Origin of the sequence: Jannaschia sp. R86511, from assembly GCF_042466345.1 — a bacterium.
GTDB lineage: Bacteria > Actinomycetota > Actinomycetes > Actinomycetales > JBBAYJ01 > Aquipuribacter.
On record NZ_JAXHCD010000001.1, the window covers coordinates 1,799,679 to 1,821,608 of the forward strand.

Annotated in this window: 22 protein-coding genes and 1 pseudogene; 7 read left to right on the top strand and 16 right to left on the bottom strand. The window is 72.4% G+C overall.

Features of this window, described 5'->3' with window-relative positions; translation table 11 throughout:
• From SJY06_RS08635 to SJY06_RS08655, 5 genes are read right to left on the bottom strand one after another with little or no spacing between them, the layout of a single operon-like run.
• Complete coding sequence (locus tag SJY06_RS08635) at positions 1-435, bottom strand: hypothetical protein (RefSeq protein WP_380166592.1); 435 nt, start codon at positions 433-435, stop codon at positions 1-3.
• Entirely contained in the window at positions 436-819 is a 384-nt protein-coding gene (locus tag SJY06_RS08640; protein ID WP_380166594.1) for a hypothetical protein, read from the bottom strand. It abuts the gene before it with no gap.
• Positions 816-1,169: a hypothetical protein gene (locus SJY06_RS08645; RefSeq protein WP_380166596.1), complete on the bottom strand. Its 354-nt coding sequence runs from the start codon at positions 1,167-1,169 to the stop codon at positions 816-818. Before SJY06_RS08645 ends, SJY06_RS08640 begins: the two co-directional genes overlap by 4 nt.
• A 4-nt stretch (positions 1,170-1,173) precedes the next feature.
• Positions 1,174-2,964 (bottom strand): HK97 family phage prohead protease, encoded by a 1,791-nt coding sequence (locus SJY06_RS08650; RefSeq protein ID WP_380166598.1) that lies wholly within the window; start codon positions 2,962-2,964, stop codon positions 1,174-1,176.
• Complete coding sequence (locus SJY06_RS08655; RefSeq protein WP_380166600.1) at positions 2,964-4,172, bottom strand: phage portal protein; 1,209 nt, start codon at positions 4,170-4,172, stop codon at positions 2,964-2,966. The genes SJY06_RS08650 and SJY06_RS08655 overlap by 1 nt, the downstream gene beginning before the upstream one ends.
• Positions 4,173-4,243: 71 nt before the next feature.
• Between SJY06_RS08655 and SJY06_RS08660 the strand changes: the two genes are divergently transcribed.
• Positions 4,244-4,513 (top strand): hypothetical protein, encoded by a 270-nt coding sequence (locus tag SJY06_RS08660; protein WP_380166602.1) that lies wholly within the window; start codon positions 4,244-4,246, stop codon positions 4,511-4,513.
• Positions 4,514-4,587: 74 nt separating this feature from the next.
• Positions 4,588-5,964 carry a hypothetical protein gene (locus SJY06_RS08665; RefSeq protein ID WP_380166604.1) on the top strand — a complete coding sequence of 459 codons (1,377 nt, stop codon included), beginning with the start codon at positions 4,588-4,590 and terminating at the stop codon, positions 5,962-5,964.
• Between the two features lie 3 nt (positions 5,965-5,967).
• Here the strand turns inward: SJY06_RS08665 and SJY06_RS08670 are convergent, their stop codons facing one another.
• From SJY06_RS08670 to SJY06_RS08715, 10 genes are all read right to left on the bottom strand, one after another.
• Positions 5,968-6,426 carry a hypothetical protein gene (locus SJY06_RS08670; protein WP_380166606.1) on the bottom strand — a complete coding sequence of 153 codons (459 nt, stop codon included), beginning with the start codon at positions 6,424-6,426 and terminating at the stop codon, positions 5,968-5,970.
• Positions 6,427-6,574: 148 nt separating this feature from the next.
• Positions 6,575-6,724, bottom strand: coding sequence for a hypothetical protein (locus SJY06_RS08675; RefSeq protein ID WP_380166608.1), 150 nt, complete (start codon positions 6,722-6,724; stop codon positions 6,575-6,577).
• Position 6,725: 1 nt separating this feature from the next.
• Positions 6,726-7,001 (bottom strand): HNH endonuclease, encoded by a 276-nt coding sequence (locus tag SJY06_RS08680; RefSeq protein ID WP_380166610.1) that lies wholly within the window; start codon positions 6,999-7,001, stop codon positions 6,726-6,728.
• Positions 7,002-7,136: 135 nt separating this feature from the next.
• Positions 7,137-8,567, bottom strand: a complete 1,431-nt coding sequence (locus SJY06_RS08685) for a phage/plasmid primase, P4 family (RefSeq protein WP_380166612.1) — start codon at positions 8,565-8,567, stop codon at positions 7,137-7,139.
• Positions 8,564-8,791 carry a hypothetical protein gene (locus tag SJY06_RS08690; RefSeq protein ID WP_380166614.1) on the bottom strand — a complete coding sequence of 76 codons (228 nt, stop codon included), beginning with the start codon at positions 8,789-8,791 and terminating at the stop codon, positions 8,564-8,566. The genes SJY06_RS08685 and SJY06_RS08690 overlap by 4 nt, the downstream gene beginning before the upstream one ends.
• Positions 8,792-8,826: 35 nt before the next feature.
• The gene (locus SJY06_RS08695; RefSeq protein ID WP_380166616.1) at positions 8,827-9,147 is read right to left on the bottom strand and encodes a hypothetical protein; all 321 of its coding nucleotides are present in this window, start codon (positions 9,145-9,147) and stop codon (positions 8,827-8,829) included.
• Positions 9,144-9,449, bottom strand: coding sequence for a hypothetical protein (locus SJY06_RS08700; protein ID WP_380166618.1), 306 nt, complete (start codon positions 9,447-9,449; stop codon positions 9,144-9,146). Before SJY06_RS08700 ends, SJY06_RS08695 begins: the two co-directional genes overlap by 4 nt.
• Positions 9,450-9,560: 111 nt before the next feature.
• Positions 9,561-10,298 carry a hypothetical protein gene (locus SJY06_RS08705; RefSeq protein WP_380166619.1) on the bottom strand — a complete coding sequence of 246 codons (738 nt, stop codon included), beginning with the start codon at positions 10,296-10,298 and terminating at the stop codon, positions 9,561-9,563.
• Positions 10,295-11,200 (bottom strand): tyrosine-type recombinase/integrase, encoded by a 906-nt coding sequence (locus tag SJY06_RS08710; RefSeq protein WP_380166621.1) that lies wholly within the window; start codon positions 11,198-11,200, stop codon positions 10,295-10,297. Before SJY06_RS08710 ends, SJY06_RS08705 begins: the two co-directional genes overlap by 4 nt.
• A 45-nt stretch (positions 11,201-11,245) precedes the next feature.
• The gene (locus SJY06_RS08715) at positions 11,246-12,304 is read right to left on the bottom strand and encodes a DNA polymerase domain-containing protein (RefSeq protein ID WP_380166623.1); all 1,059 of its coding nucleotides are present in this window, start codon (positions 12,302-12,304) and stop codon (positions 11,246-11,248) included.
• A gap of 75 nt (positions 12,305-12,379) precedes the next feature.
• Between SJY06_RS08715 and SJY06_RS08720 the strand changes: the two genes are divergently transcribed.
• The 5 genes and pseudogenes from SJY06_RS08720 to SJY06_RS08740 all read left to right on the top strand — a co-directional run bounded on the left by SJY06_RS08720 (position 12,380) and on the right by SJY06_RS08740 (position 19,782).
• Entirely contained in the window at positions 12,380-13,447 is a 1,068-nt protein-coding gene (locus SJY06_RS08720) for an ATP-dependent DNA ligase (protein ID WP_380166625.1), read from the top strand.
• Positions 13,448-14,520: 1,073 nt separating this feature from the next.
• Positions 14,521-15,915 (top strand): annotated as a pseudogene (locus tag SJY06_RS08725) (ExeM/NucH family extracellular endonuclease); the annotation flags it as partial.
• 214 nt (positions 15,916-16,129) lie between these two features.
• Complete coding sequence (locus tag SJY06_RS08730) at positions 16,130-16,954, top strand: fasciclin domain-containing protein (protein ID WP_380169687.1); 825 nt, start codon at positions 16,130-16,132, stop codon at positions 16,952-16,954.
• 62 nt (positions 16,955-17,016) lie between these two features.
• Positions 17,017-17,769, top strand: coding sequence for a YaaA family protein (locus SJY06_RS08735; RefSeq protein ID WP_380166627.1), 753 nt, complete (start codon positions 17,017-17,019; stop codon positions 17,767-17,769).
• A gap of 84 nt (positions 17,770-17,853) precedes the next feature.
• Positions 17,854-19,782 (top strand): putative bifunctional diguanylate cyclase/phosphodiesterase, encoded by a 1,929-nt coding sequence (locus SJY06_RS08740; RefSeq protein WP_380166629.1) that lies wholly within the window; start codon positions 17,854-17,856, stop codon positions 19,780-19,782.
• Between the two features lie 91 nt (positions 19,783-19,873).
• Here SJY06_RS08740 and SJY06_RS08745 read toward each other — a convergent pair whose 3' ends face one another.
• The gene (locus SJY06_RS08745; protein WP_380166631.1) at positions 19,874-21,886 is read right to left on the bottom strand and encodes a PhoX family protein; all 2,013 of its coding nucleotides are present in this window, start codon (positions 21,884-21,886) and stop codon (positions 19,874-19,876) included.
• Between the last annotated feature and the right edge of the window lie 44 nt (positions 21,887-21,930).

Genomic DNA, 21,930 nt, shown 5'->3' on the forward strand with positions numbered 1-21,930 from the left:
TCAGACCGTGACCGGCGTGGGACCCGTGACGGGCCCGTTGACGATCAGGGTCAGCTCGGTCGTCAGGCGGGCGTTCACGTCGCCACCGACCTCGGGTGCACGCAGCTGGACGAGGCCGGTGAAGCGGACCCCGTCGTTGGCGGCGGTGTCGGTCTCCCAGACGAACGCGGCCTCGGCGAGGTCGTTGGCCCACATGTAGGCCACGAACCCGGCGGGGTCGGTGAAGTCCTGGATGGCGCCGATGGTCAGCTCGTTCGTGCGGACCGTGTCGGGGGTCAGGCTGTCCCCGGACAGGACGGTGACGGCGTCACCCTCCTCGTCGTAGCCGGGGGTGATGCGGACGTTGGTGGCCTGAGTGTTGAACTCGGCCGGCTCCTCGGCGCCCACGGCGAAGGTCAGGGAACCGTTCTTGAGCTTGGACTGGGTGATCGGCACTCAGACCGCCTCCTCATAGGTGACTTCGTAGGCGGCCACGGGCGGACCGCCGTTGGTGAGCTGCCACGCCACGGGGGTGGCGGACGTCAGGGACAGGGCGTCGTGCAGGGCGGTCACGGCGGCGTCCATGCGCTGCCAGCCGATGACGGGGTCGGAGTGCCCGGACAGGACGACGAGGGTCCAGGTGGCGCTGGCGTGCGGGGGTGCCACGTCGAAGGCCAGGACCGGTGGGGCGATGAGCACCGCGACGCCCTGCATGGCGGCTGTGGCGGCGGCTGCGGGGTCGAGGGTGGCGCGCTGGGGCCACGTCTGGGGTGAGGCGGTCAGGGCGGCCTGGACGCGTTCGGTGAGGGCCAGCCCGGCCTGGACGCGGGAGGCGGTCATGCGATCAGCCCGCGGGGGTGGCGGTGCCGGCCGATACCGACCAGGCGCTCCACGTCGGGGTCGACGCGCAGCAGGCCTCCACCACCGCCCTCGACGCCGGGCTGGGCGCCCACGGGCGTGCCTCGGCGGGCGTACAGGCGGGCCCCCATGAGCAGGGTGCCCTCGAGCACGTCGGCGGGCAGGGTGTCGTCGAGCAGACCGAGGTCGTCGGCGAGGTCGGGTCGGACGCTGGCGAGCCAGCCCACGGCAGCACCGGCCGACTCGTTGACCGCGTCGTCGAGGGCCACCTGAAGGCGGACCGCGAGGCGCTGGCCGACGAGGTCGGTCAGGGCTGCCGTGGGCGTGGGCATCGGCTCAGGCGTCCGGGTCGGTGAGCGAGTACAGCTCGACGCCGGAGGGGTCCAGCACCGCGGCGCACTGGTACGCCCACAGGGCCAGCTTGATGACGCCGGGGCCCTCGACCTCCTGGAAGGAGAACGTGCGGACCGCGGACTCACCGACCAGGACGGCGTCGGGCTCGACGTGCAGGACCTCCCACGCGCCCAGACCGACGACCGGGACGATGTTGACGCCCCGGATGGACAGCACGTCCAGCGCGGACGCGACGCCGTTGCGGTTGACCGGCGCGAGGGCCGGGTACCGGGGCTCACCACCGGCGAGCGTCAGGCCGGCGAGGTGCCGGTACGCGGCGCTGCCGACGACGACGAAGCCGCTCATGCCCTGCCGGGCGAAGGCGCGGTCCAGGATCGCGTCCTCGACCGCAGCCGCGTCGGCCAGGGGGGTCGCCGCACCGGCGCCGGCCTTGACGGTCGCCAGGACGTACGCCTCGGTCGCGTTGAGGTAGTTCTGCTGCATCGCGGCGGTGACGATGGCGTCGATGCTCGGGGTGGACTGCTCGATCAGCTCCCGGCTGCCGCGCCACGCGCCGGACATGGCCCGGGGCGTCACGGTGATCGTGGACAGGGCCGACAGGGTGCCCTCGGCGACGTGCGCGGTGCCCTCGGTGTGCAGGCCGACGCCGGTGAACTCGGGGCGGCCGGTGGGGACTACGAACGGCTGGGCGTTGGACAGGGTCGTCCGGTTGCTCAGACGCGCCAGGAACGGACGCTGGTAGGGCAGGGGAGCCACCAGCAGCTCGGGCCGGTAGGCGGGCTTGATGAACGACGCGTCGCCGGAGTTGTCGAAGTCGTCGCGGTCGGCCACGGCGAACTCGGCGGTCCGGGTGCGGGCGGCCTCGTGCATCGCGCTCAGGCGGGCCTGGGCGTCGGTGTCGCCGCTGCGGGAGGCGAGCAGGTCGCGGGCCACGGAGTGCTCACCGCGCCCATAGCTGGTGAACGTCGAGCGGGCGACGCCACCACCGGCACCGGGCAGACGACCGGCGCGCGGAGCCTGACCGGGCGCGGAGTGCGTCGCGGTGCCCGTCTCGTCGACGACCGGGCGACCGCCCTCGTCGGTGGTGGGACGGCCACCGTCGGTCGGGGTCGCCTCCCGCGTGTCGTCCTTGCCCTTGGCGGGCGCGGTCATGGTTGCGAACGTGGTCATGTCGCCCTCCTGGGCTGCGGTGGTCAGGTGCTCCCGGGCCGTCGGTGACGGCGCGGCCGGTGCTGCGTGGTCCCCGGACACCGCGGGTGCGGGCGAGGTGGTGGACGCGCGGGCGGAGTCGAACGCCGGCACGGACGTGACCGACAGCTCGCGCAGGAAGCCGGAGGCCTCGATGGCCGCGGTGCCGCGACGGCGGGTGATCTGCTCCACGACCTTGTCGTCGAGGTCCAGGCCGATGGACACGCCCGTGCGGGACCCGGACGCCAGCTGCGCCAGGACCAGGTCACCGTCGGCCCCGGGGTCGACGGACGCGGTGAAGGTCAGACCCTCGGGCGACTCGACCAGGTCCGTGACGACGCCCACCGGCCGGGAGCGGTCGTGCTCGAGCAGCAGGGGGATGCGGCGCAGGGCGGGGTCGGAGTGCGCGACGCTGCCCGCACTGAAGCGGACCCGGCCGACGCTGCCGGTCCCGTTCTCGCCGTAGGGGACGGCCAGGCCGGTGACCTGACGGACACCGGTGCGGGGGCCGTTGTCCGCCGGCCCTTCGTCCGTGCTCGCAGGGGCGGGGGGTGCGGCCTGGGTGGCCGTGGATCGGGCAGCCATCAGCTGGCCTCCTCGGGCGGTGCGGGGGGAGCGACTGGGGCCGGGGCGGCCTCGGCCGGGGGGAGCTGCAGGAACTCGCGGCGGGCCTCGTCGACGCTCATGAGCCCGGCGCCCACCGCGGCTGCGGCGTCGTCGATGCGGTCCCGACGTGACCCGGCCAGGAAGCCGCTGGTGTCGAACTCCACGACCTGCCCGCGGGGCGTCACGTCCGGCATGGACAGCCGCTCGGTGATGGCCGTCATGAACGGCGCCAGGGTCAGCCCGACCAGGTCGGTGCGCAGGTCCCGGGCGTTGCGGTAGGTCAGGGACCCGCCGTCGGGGGCTGCGAGCCACGACGCCGGCAGGTTGAAGGCACGGGCCACGTCGATGGCGGTCTGCTCACGGGACTCCGACAGGCCCAGCTTGGCGGGGTCCCAGTCCGGGTGCTCGACGCCCACGTTGGCGGGCACCCAGGCCAGGGCGCGGCGGCGGCGGTTGCGCTCCCAGTCGTCCAGGATGCCGTCGGCGTCCTCCCGGGACACCGGCTCACCGTCGGTGCGCAGGTCCCGCAGGACCGTCAGCGGGGCCGTGGGCTGGCTCATGACGCGCGTGGTGCGCAGCAGGTCCAGGGCCGTGCACAGCAGCTCGGCGGAGGTGTTCAGCACGCCCTCGTCGGGGGCGTCGAACCGAATGACGTCCTCGTCCCGGACCAGCACCCCGTCGATCTGGACGCGCTCGGCCGCGTCGACCTGCACACGGGACACGTCGACCCGCTCAACCTCCAGCGGGAAGCCCTGGGCGTCGCGGCCCGTGACGTACCACCAGGCCACGCCGTGGAACAGCAGCGAGTCCACGGTCCACGTCAGCGTCGACGAGCGCACCGTGTCCGGCTCCGGGCGGGCCAGCATCTGCCGGAACACCGGGGTCGAGTCCGGGCTGGTCGGGGCCGGGCGGCCGTTCGCGGCGGCCGGCAGGCGCATCGCGCGCAGCGGCATCCCACCCACCGTCGGGCAGATGATCGCGCGGGCCCGACGCACCGACGGCACGCGCATCGCGTGATCCCGCGTCACCCGGCTCTGGGTGACGTTGATGCCGAACGCCTCGGCGACACCGGCGGGCAGGTCCGCGACCTGGGCGACGTCGCCCTGCACGGCCGGCAGGGACGCATGGGCAGCCGGTGGGGTCGAGGACAGGACCCGCGTCGCCGCGACCAGCGCACTCCAACCCATCGGCACACCACCATCCTTCCTCAGATGAGCGGATAGCCGCTCAAACGAGCAGCAGCGGGTAGACTGGGAGCGTGTCGACCAGAGCAGGACCCGTCGAGGGCGCCCTCGTGACCGCCATCGCGGACCTGCGCGACGGCGGCGCGATGACTCACGCCCGCGAGGTCCTGGCGCAGCAGGCCACCTCCCTGGCCCAGACCTTCGACGCCGCAGCCGGAGACGCCCGCGCCCTCGCCGAGCTGTCCCGCGAGCTGCGCCAAGTCCTCGCCGCCCTCGGCCTCGCCGGCGGCAGCACCCCCGACAGCGCCGACACCTTCCTGGCCTCCCTGACCCAGCCGGAGTGAGCGTGCGTCGGGCCCCCGCACCGCCCCGGCAGGCCACAGTCAGGGACCCTGGGCGCAAGAGCTACGGGCCCGCCGTGGGTCGCCTGGCCAAGGTCCTCGGGTTCCCCCTGCAGGCGTGGCAGCAGCAGGTCGCCGACGTCGCCCTGGAGGTCGACCAGGCAGGGGAGTGGGCCTACACCGACGTCGTCGTCGGCACGCCCCGCCAGTCCGGCAAGTCCACCCTGCTCGGACCCGTCCTGCTGCACCGGGCCCTCATGAAGCCAGATGCCCGCTGTTGGCAGACCGCCCAGACCCGCGCCGTCGCCTCAGACCTGCTCATGCGCGAGCTTGGCCCCCGCGTCGCCCGCGCCCCCGGCATCGCCGACCTCGTCACCCTGCGCGCAGCCATCGGCAGCGAGGGCCTGTACCTGCCCGGCAACGGCTCCAGCGTCCGCCCGTTCCCCCCGTCCGAGACCGGCCTGCACGGCCAGCACGCCGACATCGTCGCCGTCGACGAGACCTGGGCGTTCGAGGAGGCACGCGGTGTCGCCCTCGAGCAGGCCGTGCGCCCCACCCTCGCCACCACCGGCGGTCAGGCGTGGTGGGTGTCCACCGCCGGCACCCCCGCGTCCACCCTGCTGCGCCGCCTCGTCGACAAGGGCCGCGCCGGGGCTGCAGGGACAGCGTTCTTCGACTGGTCTGTCGACGACGACACCGCCGCCCGCATCGAGACCCTGCTGCACGACGGCAGCGACGCCGCGGTCGCCGAGGCCGTCGACCTCACCCTGACCGCGCACCCCGGGGAGCTGGTGCGCCGCTCGGCCGTCCTCGCCGCCGCCACCACGATGGCCCCCGGTGAGTTCCTGCGAGCGTTCGCCAACCGGTGGACCGCAGCCCGGGAGAGCCTGGTCCCGCTCGAGACCTGGGCCGCGTGCCGAGCCACCGGACGGTGGGACCCACCCACCGGCAAGGTCGCGTTCGGTGTCGCCGCGGACCCCGACCGGGCCGGCGCCGTCATCGGTGCGGCATGGCGCGACGGGAACACCGTCGTTGTGGACGTCGTCGACGAGCGTCCAGGCACGTCCTGGGTGCCCGCACGCCTCGCCGAGGTCGCCGCCAGCCGTAAGCCCATCGCCGTGGGCCACGACGCTGGAGGGCCCGCTGCGGCCCTCGTGGACGTCGCCGTGACCCAGCATCGGCTGAGCCTCGCCGCGCCCGTCGTGAGCCTCGGGAGCAGCCAGTACGCGGCAGCCGCGGACCAGGTCCTCCAGCTCATCGTCGCGGGGGCCGTCCGGCACCCCGGCCACCCGGCCCTGGACCGTGCCGCCGCGGTGGCCGAGGCCCGCCCGCTCGGTGACCGGTGGGTGTGGCGACGCACGAGCGGCGCCGCAGCCCTGGAAGCCTGCAGCGCCGCTCTGTGGGCGTTGGATCATGCGCCCGCCCGTCAGATCAAGCCGGGAGTGCCGGCCTGAGCGTCAGGCGCTCGGCTCACCGCTCGTGAGAACCCCAACGGTCCAGCCGACAACATGGCGGAGGGAACCACGCCAGATGCAGCCCTCTGCAGGCATGAGGCCGTTTCCCCCACTGAAACGCGCCTCCCGCAGGTGAACGAAGCCCACCTCGGGAAACATGTCCTTGACCCCTGAGTACAAGTTCGGGTTGTCCAGGTCCGAAGCCTCGATCGCAGACAGCAGGGCCTCCTTCAGATCGTCCTGCTTCTGGGCGTACTCCTGCTCCTTCTCGGCGACGTCGGCCATTCGCTGCTCCTGAGACTCACCCAGGTACAGGCGCCGCCATCGGGAGCGCGAGATGAGGTACCCGCTCACGATGCCCCCGGTGGTCGTGAGCGTGATCCCCATGCCCTCGCCGTCACCGTCGTCTCGGTTGGCGCTCTCAATGACCTGCTGCAGCAGGTAGTCCGCCTCGATGCTCATGCTTGCTCGATTCTGCTGAGGACCTTCCTGATGAAGGCGCGTGCAAGTTCGGACGCTACGGACTGTCCCGGACACATGCGTGCACTTCGGGTAGATCCGTCGGGAGGGAAAGGGACAGGCGCGGGGTGTCAAGCGCGACACGCCGTGCTCAAGAATTGGTGCGCTTGAGGGCATTGAGGATGTTGGCGTTGCGGTGGGCGAGCGCGGTGACGTAGCCGGCTGCGAACCAGACGACGCTGACGCCGAGGATGAGGCAGGCCAGGGCGAGGGCGGTGAGGATGTCGAGGGTGGTGTCCATGTCACCAGGTCCAATCTCTGAGGGGTGCGGGGTCGGGGTTGGTGCCGCGGCCGAGGTTGTGCGGGGCGCATAGCCAGCGGAGGTTGGTGAGGGTGTCGGTGCCGCCGTGCTTGACGGGGACGACGTGGTCGGCGTGGCCTGCGCCTGGTCCTGCGAGGGGGGCGTACTGCCGGCAGGGGTGGCCATCGGGCTGGGGGTAGGTGCAGCGGTAGCCGTCACGTTCGGCGACAGCTGCTCGGAGTGCGCGCCAGGCTCTGGTGGACCCGCCTCGGGTCATGGGCGTGGACCGTGGTCGGGTCTGGTCTGTACCTCACCAGGGGGTGGGGGTGTCGGTGGTGTCCCCTCTTCCGTATGACTCTTGGGGAAGTAGTTCCTAGGCGGAATACTTCTGGACCGACACCCCCGACACCCCCTAGTCGCCATACCGGTCCTGACCTGCGGATTCGTCCTCGCCCTGCAGAGCAACCCCACGCCACAGCTTCTGGCCGCGGGTGGCACCTTGGGTGAATCCACGCTGTTCGAGGGCCTTGGTGAAGTCCGGCTGACGTCCCGACTCGACGTGGGCACTGCGGCACCACGCCGTCCATGCCTCCCACAGCTCACCCCTGCGCACGGACCAGTGAGGGCCGGTCAGGCACTCCTCCTCGAGGAAGCGGGCGAGGTCGTCTGCGGTGGCCCTGTAGCCGTCGGTTGCCACCTTGACGGCCTCGGGCGGGGACAGGCCGATGCGGGTGTACTCCTCGTACCCGGCCACGGCCCAGCGCAGGATGCCGGGCAGCTCCAGGGCGAGCCGGTCGGTCAGTCCCGTGTCCTCGCGGCCCGCGAACGACACGTCCCAGGGCACGACCAGCAACCGTGACCACAGCGCGGGGTCGTCGGCGGGTACGGCGGGCAGGTGGTTGGTCGTGAGGATGACCAGGTGCGAGGGGTCGAACTGCACGTAGTCCTGTCTCATGGCCCGTGCCCGGATCGGGTCGCCGCCGGTGAGCCTCTTGACGGTGCCGACGGCCAGCTCACGCCCCTGGTCTGTCTCCTGGACGGTGGCGAGCCGTGCGCCCCGCAGGTCGAGCTGGCCCGTGGGGTGGGCCCCGTACTTCGACGCCAGCAGCAGCTCGGGCTCGGCCTCGATGGTGTAGTCACCGAGGGCCAGGGCGATGGCCCGCGCGAACACCCCCTTGCCGTTGCGGCCGGTGCCGGTGAAGATCGGCAGGACGTGCTCGACGACCTTCCCGACGAGGGCGAGTCCGATGAGGCGGCGCAGGAACGCCCGCACCTCGGGGTCGGGGATGGACGCCTCCAGGAAGGCCTCCCAGGACGCGGCGGTGGCCGTCACGTCGTAGCCGGTGCCGCACACCTTGGTGATGTGCTCAGCGGGGTCGTGGGGGCGCAGGGCACCGCTGCGCAGGTCGAGGGTGCCGGTGGCGGTGTTGAGGGTGTACGGGTCGGCGTCCAGCTCCCGGGCGGTGACGGCGAACTGGGGCATGGCGGATGCGAGCCACAGCACCCCGTCGACGCCGGTCTTGGACTCGCACTTGCGGACGTCCGCGTGCAGCACCTTGCGGTCGTCGGACGACATGTCCGCTGCCTCGATCAACGCGTTCTTTAGGGTGGCCTGGACGGCGAGGGTGACGCGGTTCTTCTCGTCGCGCTCCCACCGCGTGCCGGTCCACTCGTGCCAGCCGATGCCGGCGACGAACAGCAGCCGCCCGGCGTGCTCGTCGGCCAGGCGCAGTGCGATGCGGAGCTGCCCGCGGTGGACCTCGTCGACGTGCGGGCGGGCGGGTGCTGTCCCGTCGGGGTCGATTTGCCAGCCGGGCGGCTCCGGGTAGGTCTGGTGGCTCACGGGCGGTCCTCCTCGGGGTCGGAGGTGAACGCACGCAGCAGCACCTGCTGGCCGTCGGGGTCGTCCAGCTCGACCTCCCCGTACAGACGGTGCAGGCACCTCTGCAGGGCGATGGCGTGGTCGCGCAGGAGGTGGTCGACCTGGGGCCGGTTGTCGTGCAGGCGGTCGTCGGCTCGCAGGCGCTCCAGGCGGATCAGGGCGGTGTCGATGGCCCATGCCGCCACGCGCGCCTGGTCAGTGACGAGGCGTCGTCGGTCCTTCACTCGCCACCCCCGTGCCGCTCGTCGATCTCGCGCTGGGCGACCTTCCAGCTGTGGGCGACCTCGGCGTGGATCTGGGCCGCGGTCTTCGGCGCGGGCTTGTTGCTGTAGTCCCGTGCCGCCTCGGCAGCGCGTCGCTGCTCGGCGAGCCAGTCCGTCCACCACGCAGGGTCGGGGGTGGGGTTGGTGTCGATCCCCAGGACGTCGAGGACGTCGAGGTGGCCGCGCATGTAGGCCAGCTGCGCCTCGCGCTGCCCGGACCAGATGATGTCGGCGAGGGTGACCTTGGCTGCCTCGGCGAAGGTGACGGGCTCGCTCACCGGGCACCGCCACCCTCGGCGGCGATGGCGTCCAGCTCGGCCTCAACGGCCAGGGTGTTGCGCTCGGCTGCCCGCTGACGGCGGGAGCTGGCCGACTTCGCGGCCAGGCGCAGGTAGTAGGCGCGCCGGGCGTTCTCGGCCCTCTTGGCCCGCTCGGCGGGCGGGAGCGTGCCGTCCGGGTCGACCTCGGACTCAAACTTGGCCAGCAGTGCGGCTCGGGCGGCTGCGGTGCGAGCCGTACGGTCAGGCGTGCGAGCCCAGCTGGTGTGCGCGGCAATCTGTGCGCGCAGTGTGCGGTCCATGACGAAGAGACCCCCTTCAGGGGTGGTCTCTCGTGCGGCCCAGTGTCACGAGCAGGTGCGGCGGATCACGCGCGGGCTATTGAACTACAACAACGTAATTTAGCACACCGTCTAGGCGTTGTCCTCGACGCCGTCGAGACGTGGCTCCTCACCGTTCAGGATGACGTCCGTGTATCGATCCAGGGAGTGATCGAACGCCTCTCCGATCGGGTACATGCGATCGATGTGAACCTCACCCTTGTTCAGTCCGGCGAGCATGATGTCCCGCGGCCAACCCAGCGACCAGTCCACCTGGCAGCGGCGGCACGTCACCATCATGTTCCAGGTACTCGATCGTCGAAGATCGTCTTGGGTTGGGGGCCAGGTCTCAAGCCTCCAGGCAACAGGCGGGGACGATTCCCCCGGGCCGCTCTTGCCCAGCCATTCGCCTGCGCGAAGCTCGGCCTCGTGCATGAGCTGCTCGGCCGCCTCGGGCCACAGGTTGACGCACGCCTCCGCTGCGTCATCCAACTCCGCCATGGCCAGCCGTTCGCGGACAACGGCCCCCGGAGTTCTTGTCCCCTCCATCCACAGAACGACATCTCCGTCGAAGACATAGAGGCCGCTGAGGATGGAACCGCACCCCTTCTTGGGGCACCGGGTCACGGACAGCGATCGCAGGTTCTTGCGCCGCTTCAGGATCTCCTCGGCCAACACTGCAGCCTGCTCAGCCCGACGTCGCTCGCGTTCCACCGGCGTCATGGCGCGCATGCTGATGCTTCGGGCAATACGCTGCTTCACTTCCACGGGCGCGTCGCCCTCGTCAAGGTCGTCCGGTGGTTCGTCCGGCAGGTCCTGGCCTCGGCTCACACTCGATCCCCCCTCTTGAGTCGGCGCGCGGCCTGAGCGGCACGCGCATCTGCGGCGCTGGCGCCGTAACGCTCGAGCATCACGTCTGAGGTCCAGCCGGCCAGGCGCTTGAGGTCGCGTTCCTGCCCACCGCTGACGAGGAAGTCGTGGGCGAACGTGTGGCGGAACCGGTGGGGATGCAGCCCTTCGATGCCTGCCTGTCGACCTCGCTCGGTCAGCATGTTGCGGACACCGTCGGCGGTGAGGGCCCCTCGCTGAGACAAGAACAAGGCGTCGAGGTGTGACCAGCGGTGCTTGGCCCGCGCCCGCTTCCACCGGTCCAGGGCGCGGCCGGTGCGGGCGCCGAAGTAGACGGGGCGGATCCGGTTGCCCTTCCCGGTAACCAGGGCCATCTCGCGGTCCAGATCAATGTCGCCGACGTTCAGGCCGGTCAGCTCGGAGACGCGGATGCCGCAGTCGAGCAGCAGGCGGACGATGGCCTCGTCGCGCAGGTCCGCCCAGTCCTTGCCCGCGCAGGCTTTGAGCAACGCGACCAGCTCGGCGTCGGTCAGGACAGGTACGGGCTTCGCGGGGGCGGCGGGAACGTCCAGGCCGCGCATGGGGTGGGTCTCCAGCTCGCCCTCCTCCACGGCCCAGCCCAGGAAGCGGTGCAGACCCTTGTACCTGGTGCGGATCGTGCCGTTCTGCAGGTTGCGGTCGGCCAGTGTGGCCAGCCACTCCCTGATTGCTGCGCGCGTGCACTCGCTGAGGACGGTCGGTCTGCCGTTCTCGACGAGCCAGGCGCTGAACTGCGTGACGGACTGGGTGTAGATGACGGCGGTGCGCGGCGCCTTGCCCTCGGCCCGGAGATGACGGCCGAACGACGCCGCGAGGTCGTCGAGACGGCTTGCGCTGGGGCTCATGGTCACCTAGGTTATCAGGTGAGCGAGCGTTGTGCTTGCTACCGACTAGTCGCTTCGGTCGGCGTTCTTCCTGTTCAGAGCAGCATCCCGGCTGGGCTGCACCCGCTTCGGCTCGCCCGGCATCTTGGGGTAGCTCGGCGGGTACGGCAGGTCGCCGAGGCCCGCGGCCTCGTCGCGGGCGGCCAGGTCGAGCAGCGGCTGCAGGTCGTGGGCGACGTCGTCGATGCCGGCCATCGGGTCCCCGCGCCGGTCCAGCAGCCCCGGCACCGTGACCATCGTGCAGTCGTCCGGCTCCACGTCCACCAGCTCGTCCCAGGTCACGGGCGTGCTCACGGTGGCCCGCGGCGTGCGGCGCACCGAGTAGGCGCCGGCGATGGTGCGGTCGCGGGCGTTCTGGTTGAAGTCGACGAACACGCGCTCGCCGCGCTGCTCCTTCCACCACGACGTCGTGACCCGCTCCGGTGCGCGCCGCTCGCACTCGCGGGCCAGGGCGATGGCGGCGCGCCGCAGCCCGACGAAGTCCCAGTCGGGCCGCACCCGGACGTACACGTGCACGCCCCGTCCGCCGCTGGTCTTGGGGAACCCCAGCAGGCCCAGGTCGTCGAGCACCGGGCGGACCACGTCGAGCGCCACCGACCGGGCCTGCTCGAAACCCGTGCCCGCGTGCGGGTCGAGGTCCAGGCGCAGCTCGTCGGGGCGGTCGGGGTCCTCGCAGCGGGTGTGCCAGGGGTGCAGGGTCACCGTCGACATCTGCGCCGCCCACACCACGTCGGCCGGGCGGGTCACCCGCAGCACGTCGGCCCGGCGGCCGGAGGGGAACGTGATCTGGCAGGTCAGCACCCCGTCGGGGGCGCCCTTGGGCAGGCGCTTCTGGTAGACCTCGTCGCCGTCGACCCCGTCGGGGAAGCGCTGCAGGTGCGTCGGCCGGTCCCGCAGCGCCGTCATGATCGCCCCGCTCGGGTGGGTCGCCACGGTCCGGTAGTACTCGGCCAGGTGGCGCTTGGTCCCGGCCTCGCTCCCCAGCGCCGGGAACACCACCCGGTCCCCGCTGGTCAGGCGCACCGGCACGCCGTCCACGTCGAGCGACTCCGCTGCAGAGGCCATCCCCGCAGTCTGGCCCCGACGGGTGACGGTGGCGAGGTCCGGCGGCCGGGGCGCCGGACGGGCAGACTGAGGCGGGTGCAGCTGCCTGTGATGCCGCCGGTCAAGCCGATGCTGGCCAAGTCCGCCCCCGAGATCCCGCCGGGGCAGCACTACGAGCCCAAGTGGGACGGCTTCCGCGCCGTCGTGTTCCGCGACGGGGACGAGGTCGTGATCGGCAGCCGCAACGAGAAGCCGCTCACCCGCTACTTCCCCGAGGTGGTGCAGGCGGTGCTGCAGGCGTTCCCCGACCGCTGCGTCGTCGACGGCGAGGTGGTCGTGGTGGACACGCAGGCCAACCGGCTCGACTTCGAGGCGTTGCAGCAACGGATCCACCCGGCCGTCAGCCGCGTCACCATGCTGTCGGAGCAGACGCCGGCCGCCTTCGTCGCCTTCGACCTGCTGGCGCTGGGCGACGACGACCTCACCGCGCGCCCCCTGGTCGAGCGACGGGCGTTGCTGGAGCAGGTGCTGACCGGTCGTCACCCGGACGTGCACGTGACCCCGGCCACCCAGGACCTGGACGAGGCCCGGCGCTGGTTCGAGGTGTTCGAGGGGGCGGGCCTGGACGGCCTCGTCGCCAAGAAGCTGGACCTGACCTACCAGCCCGACAAGCGGGTGATGACGAAGATCAAGCACGTGCGCACGGCCGACTGCGTCCTGGCCGGCTACCGGGTGCACGCGTCCGGGCCGGGGGCGGTGGGCTCGCTGCTGCTCGGGTTGAACGACGAGCACGGCACCCTGGCCAGCGTGGGCGTGGTCGGGGCCTTCCCGATGGCGCGGCGGCGGGAGCTGTTCGAGGAGCTGCAGCCGCTGGTGGTGCCCTTCGACGAGCACCCGTGGAACTGGGCCGCGCACGAGGCGGGGGAGCGCACCCCCCGAAAGAACGAGACCAGCCGGTGGAACGCAGGGAAGGACCTGTCGTTCGTCCCGCTGCGGCCCGAGCGCGTCGTCGAGGTCAGGTACGACTACATGGAGGGGCCCCGGTTCCGGCACACCACGCAGTTCGTGCGCTGGCGGCCCGACCGCGACCCGGCGTCCTGCACCTACGACCAGCTCGACCACCCGGTGCGGTTCTCGCTGGCGGAGGTCCTCGGCGGCGGCTGAGAGCCGGTGGCCGCGGTCGGACGAACCGCCGCGGACCGCGCACAACGGGCATGGATGGTCACCCGACGACTCGCCTACGGTCTTCCTTTGTTCACCTTGCGTGTCTACCGTCACCCGGTCAGACCCCCACGGAAGGACCACCAGTGACAGGAACGTCCGCTCGTCCTGCCCGCACGCTCGTCGCGTGCACCGCGGCGCTCGCAGTGGGGACGGTCGGCCTGGCCGCCGCCCCCGCGAGTGCCGCCGCAGACCCCACCGAGATCCCGTTCATCAGCGAGATCCACTACGACAACACCGGTACCGACGAGGGCGAGGCCGTCGAGGTCCAGGCCGCCGCCGGCACCGACCTGACCGGCTGGTCGCTGGTCCGCTACAACGGCAACAACGGTGCGCCCTACTCGACCCCGGCCGCGACCCAGCCGCTGACCGGCGTCGTGCCGGCCGGCGACCCCAGCGGCGACGGCGTCGTGGTGGAGACCTACGCGGCCAACGGCCTGCAGAACGGTGCCCCCGACGGCGTCGCGCTCGTGGACGCCGCCGGCGACGTCGTGGAGTTCCTGTCCTGGGAGGGCACGTTCGCGGCGGTCGGCGGCCCCGCCGACGGCACCACCAGCACCGACATCGGTGTCGGGCAGAACGGCTCCGAGCCGGTCGGTGCGTCCCTGCAGAAGGTGGACGGCACCTGGACCGCCACCGACGCCAACAGCTTCGGCGCCGTCAACGGCTCCGCCGGCGGCCCCGGCGGCGGCAGCGAGCCGTTCGTCAGCGAGATCCACTACGACAACGCCGGCACCGACGAGGGTGAGGCCATCGAGGTCCAGGCCGGCCTGGGCACCGACGTCACCGGCTGGACCGTCGTGCTCTACAACGGCAACACCCCCGGGGCGGCCGTCACCTACGGCACGGCCCGCGACCTGGGCACCACGGTGACCGAGCCCGCGGGCGACCCGAGCGGCGACGGCGTCGTCGTGCTCGAGTACGCCAGCAACGGCATCCAGAACGGCGCCCCTGACGGCCTCGCGCTGGTCGACGACGAGGGCACGGTCGTGCAGTTCCTGTCCTACGAGGGCGTCATGACCGCGTCCAACGGCCCGGCGCAGGGTCTGACGAGCACCGACATCGGGGTCGCGCAGGCCGGCAGCGAGCCGGTCGGCGCGTCGCTGCAGCTGGTCGAGGGCGAGTGGGGCTCCTACGACACCAACACCTTCGGCGAGGTCAACGACACCGTCGGCGGCGGGGGTGGCGACCCCGACCCGGAGCCCGAGCCCGAGCTGTGCGGCACGCCCACGACCTCGACCATCGGCGCGGTCCAGGGCAGCGGTGCGGTCAGCCCGGTCGAGAACCAGCAGGTCACCCTGATCGGCACCGTCACCTCCGACACCCCGGGCCTGAGCGGGTTCACCATCCAGGACGCGGGCGACGGCGACGCCGCCACCTCCGACGGCATCTTCGTCTGGTCCCCGGCCGAGGTCTCCGTCGGGGACGTCGTCACGGTGCGTGGCACCGTCGACGAGTTCTTCACCCTGACGCAGGTCGGCAGCTCCGACGTCGGCAACGCCGCCGTCGACGTCTGCAGCAGCGGCGCCGCGGTCCCCGCGCCCGTCGTGCTGCCCATGCCCTCCACCGACGCCGAGCGCGAGCCGTTCGAGTCGATGGTCGTCGACATCACCTCCGAGCTCACCGTCACCGGAGCCTTCGGGCTCGAGCAGTTCGGCGAGGTCCGCGTGTCCGTCGGCGGGATCCTCGTCAACGGCACCGAGGCGGCCCTGCCCGGCGCCCCCGCCAACGCCGTCGAGGCCGAGAACCGCACCCGCGAGATCGTCATCGACGACGGGTCCAGCCGCTCCAACCTGCGGCCGGTGCCCTACCTGACGCTCGAGCAGTCGCTGCGCATCGGCGACACCGTCGACGAGCTCGGCGGCCACGTGCTGTCCTACGGGTTCAGCCAGTGGCGGCTCCAGCCGGTGACCGGCGCCCCGGACCAGGTCGACTTCGCGCAGACCAACCCGCGCGAGGACTCCCCGGCCGACGTCGGCGGGGACGTGACCGTGGCCGCGTTCAACGTGCTGAACTACTTCGTCACCCTGACCTCCGAGAGCGGCAACGCGCGCGGCGCCGACACCGAGGCGGAGCTCCGGCAGCAGGAGGCCAAGATCGTCACGGCGATCAACGCCCTCGACGCCGACGTGGTCGCCCTGCAGGAGATCGAGTACGGCGTGCCGTTCGGCAAGGACGCGGACGTCGCGACCGAGACCCTGGTGGACGCGCTCAACACCGCCCTCGGGGCGGAGGTCTGGTCCCACGTGGAGACCCCGGAGTACTTCCGGGACAACCCCGACGTCATCCAGAACGCGATCATCTACCGCACCGACGTCGTCGACCTGGTCGGCGAGTCCCTGTCCGGCGGCGAGGACCCGGACGGCACCGTCTGGGACAACGCCCGTGAGCCGGTCGCGCAGCGGTTCGCCGCGGCGGACGGCGACGAGTTTCTGGGTCGTCAGCAACCACTTCAAGTCCAAGGGTGCCGGCGGCGCCACCGGGGCCAACGCCGACCAGGGCGACGGTCAGGGCGCGTACAACGCCGACCGGACGCTGCAGGCCGGTGCGCTCGCGGCGTTCGCCGAGGAGCTCGCCGAGACCGACGAGGACGTGTTCCTCATGGGCGACTTCAACTCCTACGGCATGGAGGACCCGATCCGCGTGCTCGAGGACGCCGGGTTCGTGGACGTCATCGAGACCCTCGACGACTACACGTACACGTTCGACCAGCGCAACGGGAACCTCGACCACGGCCTCGTCAGCGCCCCGGCGTTCGAGAAGGTGACCGGCTTCGACATCTGGCAGGTCAACGCGGCCGAGCCGTTCGCCTACCAGTACGACTCCGGCATCCCGGAGCTGTACGCGCCGTTCGCGTTCCGGGCCAGCGACCACAACCCCGTGGTCGTCGGCTTCGACACCGTCGCGCCGCTGGGCACGGACATCTCGCTCGGCAGCATCCTGCTGGCCGACACCTCCGGGCCCGAGCTGCGCAACGCGAACGGGGACGACTACGACATCCTGCTCGCGCAGGTGCTCCGGGTCCTCGAGGCGAAGCCCGACAGCCCGGTCGGGATCCTGCTCGACCCGACCGTGCCCGTCACGGCGTTCCTGCCGAACGACGACGCGTTCCTGGCGACCGGCCTGGTGACCGGCCGCACCAGCGCCGAGCAGGCGTTCGACCGCAGGCTGTCCGCGGCGTTCGCGGTCGACGAGATCGAGCAGGTCCTGCTCGGCCACGTCGTCGTGGGGCAGACGCTCGACTCCTCGGTGGTCGTGGAGTCCGACGGGGCGTCGCTGACTACCGCGGCGGGCACCACGTTGACCGTCGAGGTCCGCGACGACGGCAGCATCGCGGTCGTCGACGACGCCGAGGGCAACCGGGACGCGCTCCTGGTGCTCGACGCGATCGACATCAACCTGGGCCAGGTCCAGATCGGCCACACGGTCGACCGGGTGCTCCTGCCCTGATCACCTGAACCACGCGAGGGGCCCGGTCCGGCGGACCGGGCCCCTCGTCGTACCCTCGCCCGGTGCTCCTCCTGCTGCCCCCGTCGGAGGGCAAGACCGAGGCCCGGCGCGGGGCCCGCCCGTTCGACCTGGACGCCCTGTCCCGGCCGGACCTGACGGCGCACCGGCGCCAGGTGCTCCAGGCCCTCGTCGCCGCCTCGGCCCGGCCGGACGCCCCCCGGCTGCTGGGGGTCGGGGCGTCGCTGCACGGGGAGGTGGCCCGCAACACCCGGCTGGCCACGGAGCCCGCCGCCGACATGTCCCGCATCTACTCCGGCGTCCTCTTCACGGCGCTGGACCTCGCCTCGCTCGAGCCGACGGCCCGTCGGCGGGCGCGCTCGCACCTGGTCGTCGTGTCGGCCCTGTGGGGTGCCCTGTCGCCGGGGGACCGCGTGCCGGCGTACCGGCTGGCCATGGGCACGCACCTGCCGGGCGTCGGTCCGCTGGCGGCGCACTGGCGCCCCGCGCTGGAGGCCGCCCTGGCGCCGGAGGCCGGCGGGCTCGTCGTGGACTGCCGGTCGGCGGCGTACGCAGCCGCCTGGCGGCCCCGCGGAGCCGCGGCCGAGGCGACGGTGGCGGTCAGGGTGCTGCGGGGCGACGTCGTCGTCTCCCACGACGCCAAGCACACCCGTGGCCTGCTCGCCCGGCACCTGCTGCAGCGGCGGGCCCGCATCCCGCGCTCGCCGCAGGCCCTGGCCGAGGCCGCGGGCGAACGGTTCGACGTGGACCTGCAGCGGCAGGGGGCCGGCTGGCGGCTGGACGTGCGCACCGGCTGACGACCGCAGCCCGTCGTTGCCAGGTCCCGGTGCGCTGCCGGTCCGGCGCTACAGGCCAGGTCCCGTTCGTCCGAACCTCACAGGGTGACGTCAGAGGCCGCCGGGGGCGAGCGGTCCCGCGGTCCGGGCCCGGCCCCGCTGTCGACCCGCCTCATGGCCCGTTCGCTGGGGGCGCTGTACCTCTGCGGTTCGCTCGTCGGGTTCGCCTACCTGCTCCTGCCCCACCCGGGCGTCCGGGACTCGGTGGCGGCCACCATGGCCGTGCTGGCGCTGCTCATCGGAGCCTGCCTCGCCTGCGGGCTGGCCGACCGCGCCCCCCGCTGGTCCTTCCACGTCGTCATCGCCGTGATCCAGCTGGTCGTCACCATCGCCTACGTCGCCCAGCAGGAACCGCTCAGCGACGCGCGGCTGTTCTACCTCTGGGCCACGCCCTTCGCGGCCGCGCTGTTCACGCGGCCGACGGCCACGGCGCACGTGGTGTGGACCAACCTGTGCTTCGCGGTGGCGCTGCGGCTCATGCCGGGCGACCCCCTCGTCGACCTGCGCGTGCTGCTGCTGACGTCCGCCACCCTCGTCGCGGTGGCCGTCCTGGTGGCCACGCTGGCCGAGGCCATGCGCCGGGGGCAGGTGCGGCTGGCCCGGCTGGCGGAGCAGGACCTGCTGTCCGGCCTGCCCAACCGCCGTGCCCTGGAGCGGCACCTCGCCGAGTCCGTGGCCCGGTCGGGTGTGGCCCGGGAGGGCAGCACGCACCTCGCCCTGCTCGACCTCGACCACTTCAAGCACGTGAACGACACGTACGGCCACCAGGCCGGGGACGAGCTCATCCGCGACGTCTCGCTCCGCCTGCGGGCGACGGTGGGCGCGGACGCGTTCGTGGCCCGGATGGGAGGCGACGAGTTCGCCGTCGTGGTGCGCGAGCCGGCCCCGGGCTCCCCCGGGGCGGCGGAGCGCGCCCTCACCCGGCTGCTGGACGCCCTGGTGACCGGCCTGAGCGCAGACGTGGAGCTGTCCGTGGGGCGGGTCTTCTCCTCCGTCAGCGTCGGCTGCGCGTCCCTGGGCGACGGCGCCGGCGCGGGGTCGACGGAGGACCTGCTGAGGCGCGCCGACGTCGCCCTGTACCGGGCCAAGGCGGACGGTCGCCGGCGGTGGCGGGCCTTCGACGACACGCTGCGCGCGGAGGTCGAGCGCACCACGCTGCTGAGCAACGGTCTGCGCCACGCGCTGGCCGACGGCGAGCTCTCCCTCGTGCACCAGCCCGTGGTCGACCGCGTGAGCGGACAGGTCCGCGGCGTCGAGGTGCTGCTCCGCTGGGTCAGCGCGTCCTGGGGGCCCGTCGCCCCGTCGGAGTTCGTCCCGCTCGCCGAGGAGACCGGTCTGATCGCGGGCATCGGGGACTGGGTGCTCGAGGAGGCCGTCGCCCAGTCGTCCCGCTGGCGGGTCGGCGGGGTCGTCGACGAGCAGTTCTACGTCGCCGTCAACGTGTCCGGTCGCCAGTTCGTCCCGGGGTTCGACCAGCACGTCCTGGCGGTCCTGCGTCGCCACGGTGTGCCCCCGCACTGCCTGGTCGTCGAGGTCACCGAGACCGCGACGCTGTCGGAGGAGGCGACCACGACCGAGGTCATGACCCGGCTGCGGGCGGCCGGCGTCCGGATCGCCCTGGACGACTTCGGCACGGGCTACAGCTCGCTCAGCCACCTGCTGCGTCTGCCGGTCGACATCCTCAAGATCGACCGGTCGTTCGTCAGCGGCCTCGGACGCGGCGACGGGAGCGAGCGGCAGGTGGTGAGCGCGGTCACCGGACTGGCGGCGAGCCTCGGCATGCACGTCGTCGCCGAGGGGGTGGAGACGGCCGAGCAGCTCGCGGTCCTGGGCGAGCTGGGCGTCGACGGCCTGCAGGGCTACCTGCTGGGCCGGCCGGTCCCGGCGGTCGAGGTCGAGGAGCGGCTGCTCGCCGCCCGGGGCGCCGGCACGGCGGCCGACACCCTCCCCGGTCCGCGGCAGGTCTCCCGATGAGGCGGACGGGCAGCGGACGTGGCGGGCGCCGAGACGCGAGGCGGGGCCGGCCGGGAGGTCCCGGCCGGCCCCGTCGCGACGGTGGGTCAGCTCACGCGGGCAGGATCTGGATGCAGGCCGGTCGCGGCCCGTCGAACTTGCCGTCGTAGGGGAAGTAGGACGCCGGGGACTCGTACGTCGCTCCTGAGAAGTCACCGGGGTGCTGCACCGCGACGAGGGCGTAGCCGTCCTCCAGCTTGATCTGCGGGCCGCAGGTCTCACCGCCGCACGGCACGGCCATGAACTGCTGCACGCGGCCCCGTTCGGGCCCGTCCACGGGGACGTAGTGCAGGGCGTCGTTGTAGCCGATGCTCCCGGGCTGGCCGTCGGTGGACACCCACAGCCCGCCGGAGGAGTCGATGGCGACGTTGTCCGGGCACGAGATGGGGGACACCGGGCCCTCCCACCCGCCGAAGTAGGTGGGGATCGACGTGTCCTCGGGGTCGCCGCACAGCAGGATGATGTTCCAGGTGAAGGTGGTGCCGGTCGCGTCCCCGTCGTCCTCGCGCAGCTCGATGACGTGGCCGTCCTTGTTGGCCGGGCGAGGGTTGGCCTCGTCCGTGTTGGCGTCGGTGCGCGCGGTGTTGTTGGTGCAGGCCATGTACACGAACCCGGTGACCGGGCTGGGCTCCACGTCCTCCGGGCGGTCCATCGCGGTGGCACCGACGGTGTCGGCGGCGTTGCGGGTGTAGATCAGCACCTCCGCCGCGGTCCAGCCGGTCACGTAGGAGCGGCCCCCCACGACCAGGGGGATCCACTCGCCGGTGCCGTCGTACTCGCCGTCCTCGGTGCCGTCGCCGACGAACCGGGCCACGTACAGGTCGCCGTCGCTGAGCAGCGTCTTGTTGTGCGCACGGGCGGCCTTGGTGCCCGCCGGGTCGAAGGTGTCCCGGGAGACGAACTTGTAGAGGTAGTCGAACCGGTTGTCGTCACCGGAGTAGGCCACGGCGTGACCGTCGGCGGACAGCTGGACGTGCGCGCCCTCGTGCTTGAAGCGGCCCATGGCGGTGTGCTTCACGGGGGCCTCGTCCGGGTTCTCCGGGTCGATCTCGACCACGTAGTTGAACCGGTTGGGCTCGTTGCGGGTGCCGTCGTTGCGCAGGTCGAACCGCGACTGGACGGCGCCCCAGCCGCGACCGGCCGAGGACAGCCCGTAGCGGCGCTCGCGTGCGGTGGGCGCGACGGGGCCCGTGAAGTACTGGTCGACGTTCTCCTCGCCCGACAGGACCGTCCCCCAGGGGGTGGTCGAGCCGGCGCAGTTGTTCAACGTGCCGTGCACGCGGGTGCCGGTGGGGTCCTCGCTGGTGCGGAGCAGCTCGTGGCCGGCGGCGGGACCGTCCATGACGAACTCGGTGTCCAGGGTGATGCGACGGTTGTACCGGGAGCCGCGGACGGGCTTCCAGGCGTCGCGGACGTTGCGGCGCTTGACCTCGACCACGGACATGCCGTGGGCGTACATGGCGGTCTCGAGGTTGAGCAGCTGCTGGGCCGGGTCGGTCGTGGGCGGGAACATCAGCTCGTCGTTGGTGTACTCGTGGTTGGCCACCAGCAGCGCCCGGTTGCGGTTGCCCCGGAACTGGATGACGTCCAGGTAGTCGTTGTTGTAGCCGAACTGGAGCTTCTGCGCCTCGGGCGTCTGTGCGTCGGCGTCGAACTCCGGCGCGCCCTTCTCGACGGGGTCGCCCCAGGCGATGATGGTCTCCCAGCGCCAGCCCTCCGGCACCGTCACCTCGTCGACGGTGTTGGGCACGGGGTCGATGGCCGTGAAGCCGAACGCCCCGCCCTCACCGACGCTCTGCCGACGCGGGGCGGCCGCCGCGGGGGTCGCCCCGGCCAGGGCCGCCAGGGCGACACCGGCCGCGGACGCGCCGAGCACGCCGCGCCGGGAGGCGCGGTGCGCCACGGCGCGTCGGGCCACGTCGATGAAGCGCTCGTTGCCCGAGACGTTCTCGGCGGGCTTGGCGCAGGCGTCGGCGCACTTCCAGTGGCAGACCGAGGCGCTGCGGTTGCCGTGGGTCTGGCCGAGCATGGGCAGCAGGGAGCGGCGTTCGGGCGTGATGGTCACGGAGTCCTCCATGAGATGGGGATGAGACGCCGTGAACGTTGGTC

Coding starts and splice junctions, on each gene's coding strand:
- SJY06_RS08640 (WP_380166594.1), bottom strand. CDS start 819: ATGACCGCCTCCCGCGTCCAGGCCGGGCTGGCCCTCACCGAACGCGTC.
- SJY06_RS08645 (WP_380166596.1), bottom strand. CDS start 1,169: ATGCCCACGCCCACGGCAGCCCTGACCGACCTCGTCGGCCAGCGCCTC.
- SJY06_RS08650 (WP_380166598.1), bottom strand. CDS start 2,964: ATGGCTGCCCGATCCACGGCCACCCAGGCCGCACCCCCCGCCCCTGCG.
- SJY06_RS08655 (WP_380166600.1), bottom strand. CDS start 4,172: ATGGGTTGGAGTGCGCTGGTCGCGGCGACGCGGGTCCTGTCCTCGACC.
- SJY06_RS08670 (WP_380166606.1), bottom strand. CDS start 6,426: ATGAGCATCGAGGCGGACTACCTGCTGCAGCAGGTCATTGAGAGCGCC.
- SJY06_RS08675 (WP_380166608.1), bottom strand. CDS start 6,724: ATGGACACCACCCTCGACATCCTCACCGCCCTCGCCCTGGCCTGCCTC.
- SJY06_RS08680 (WP_380166610.1), bottom strand. CDS start 7,001: ATGACCCGAGGCGGGTCCACCAGAGCCTGGCGCGCACTCCGAGCAGCT.
- SJY06_RS08700 (WP_380166618.1), bottom strand. CDS start 9,449: ATGGACCGCACACTGCGCGCACAGATTGCCGCGCACACCAGCTGGGCT.
- SJY06_RS08710 (WP_380166621.1), bottom strand. CDS start 11,200: ATGAGCCCCAGCGCAAGCCGTCTCGACGACCTCGCGGCGTCGTTCGGC.
- SJY06_RS08715 (WP_380166623.1), bottom strand. CDS start 12,304: ATGGCCTCTGCAGCGGAGTCGCTCGACGTGGACGGCGTGCCGGTGCGC.
- SJY06_RS08730 (WP_380169687.1), top strand. CDS start 16,130: ATGGAGGACCCGATCCGCGTGCTCGAGGACGCCGGGTTCGTGGACGTC.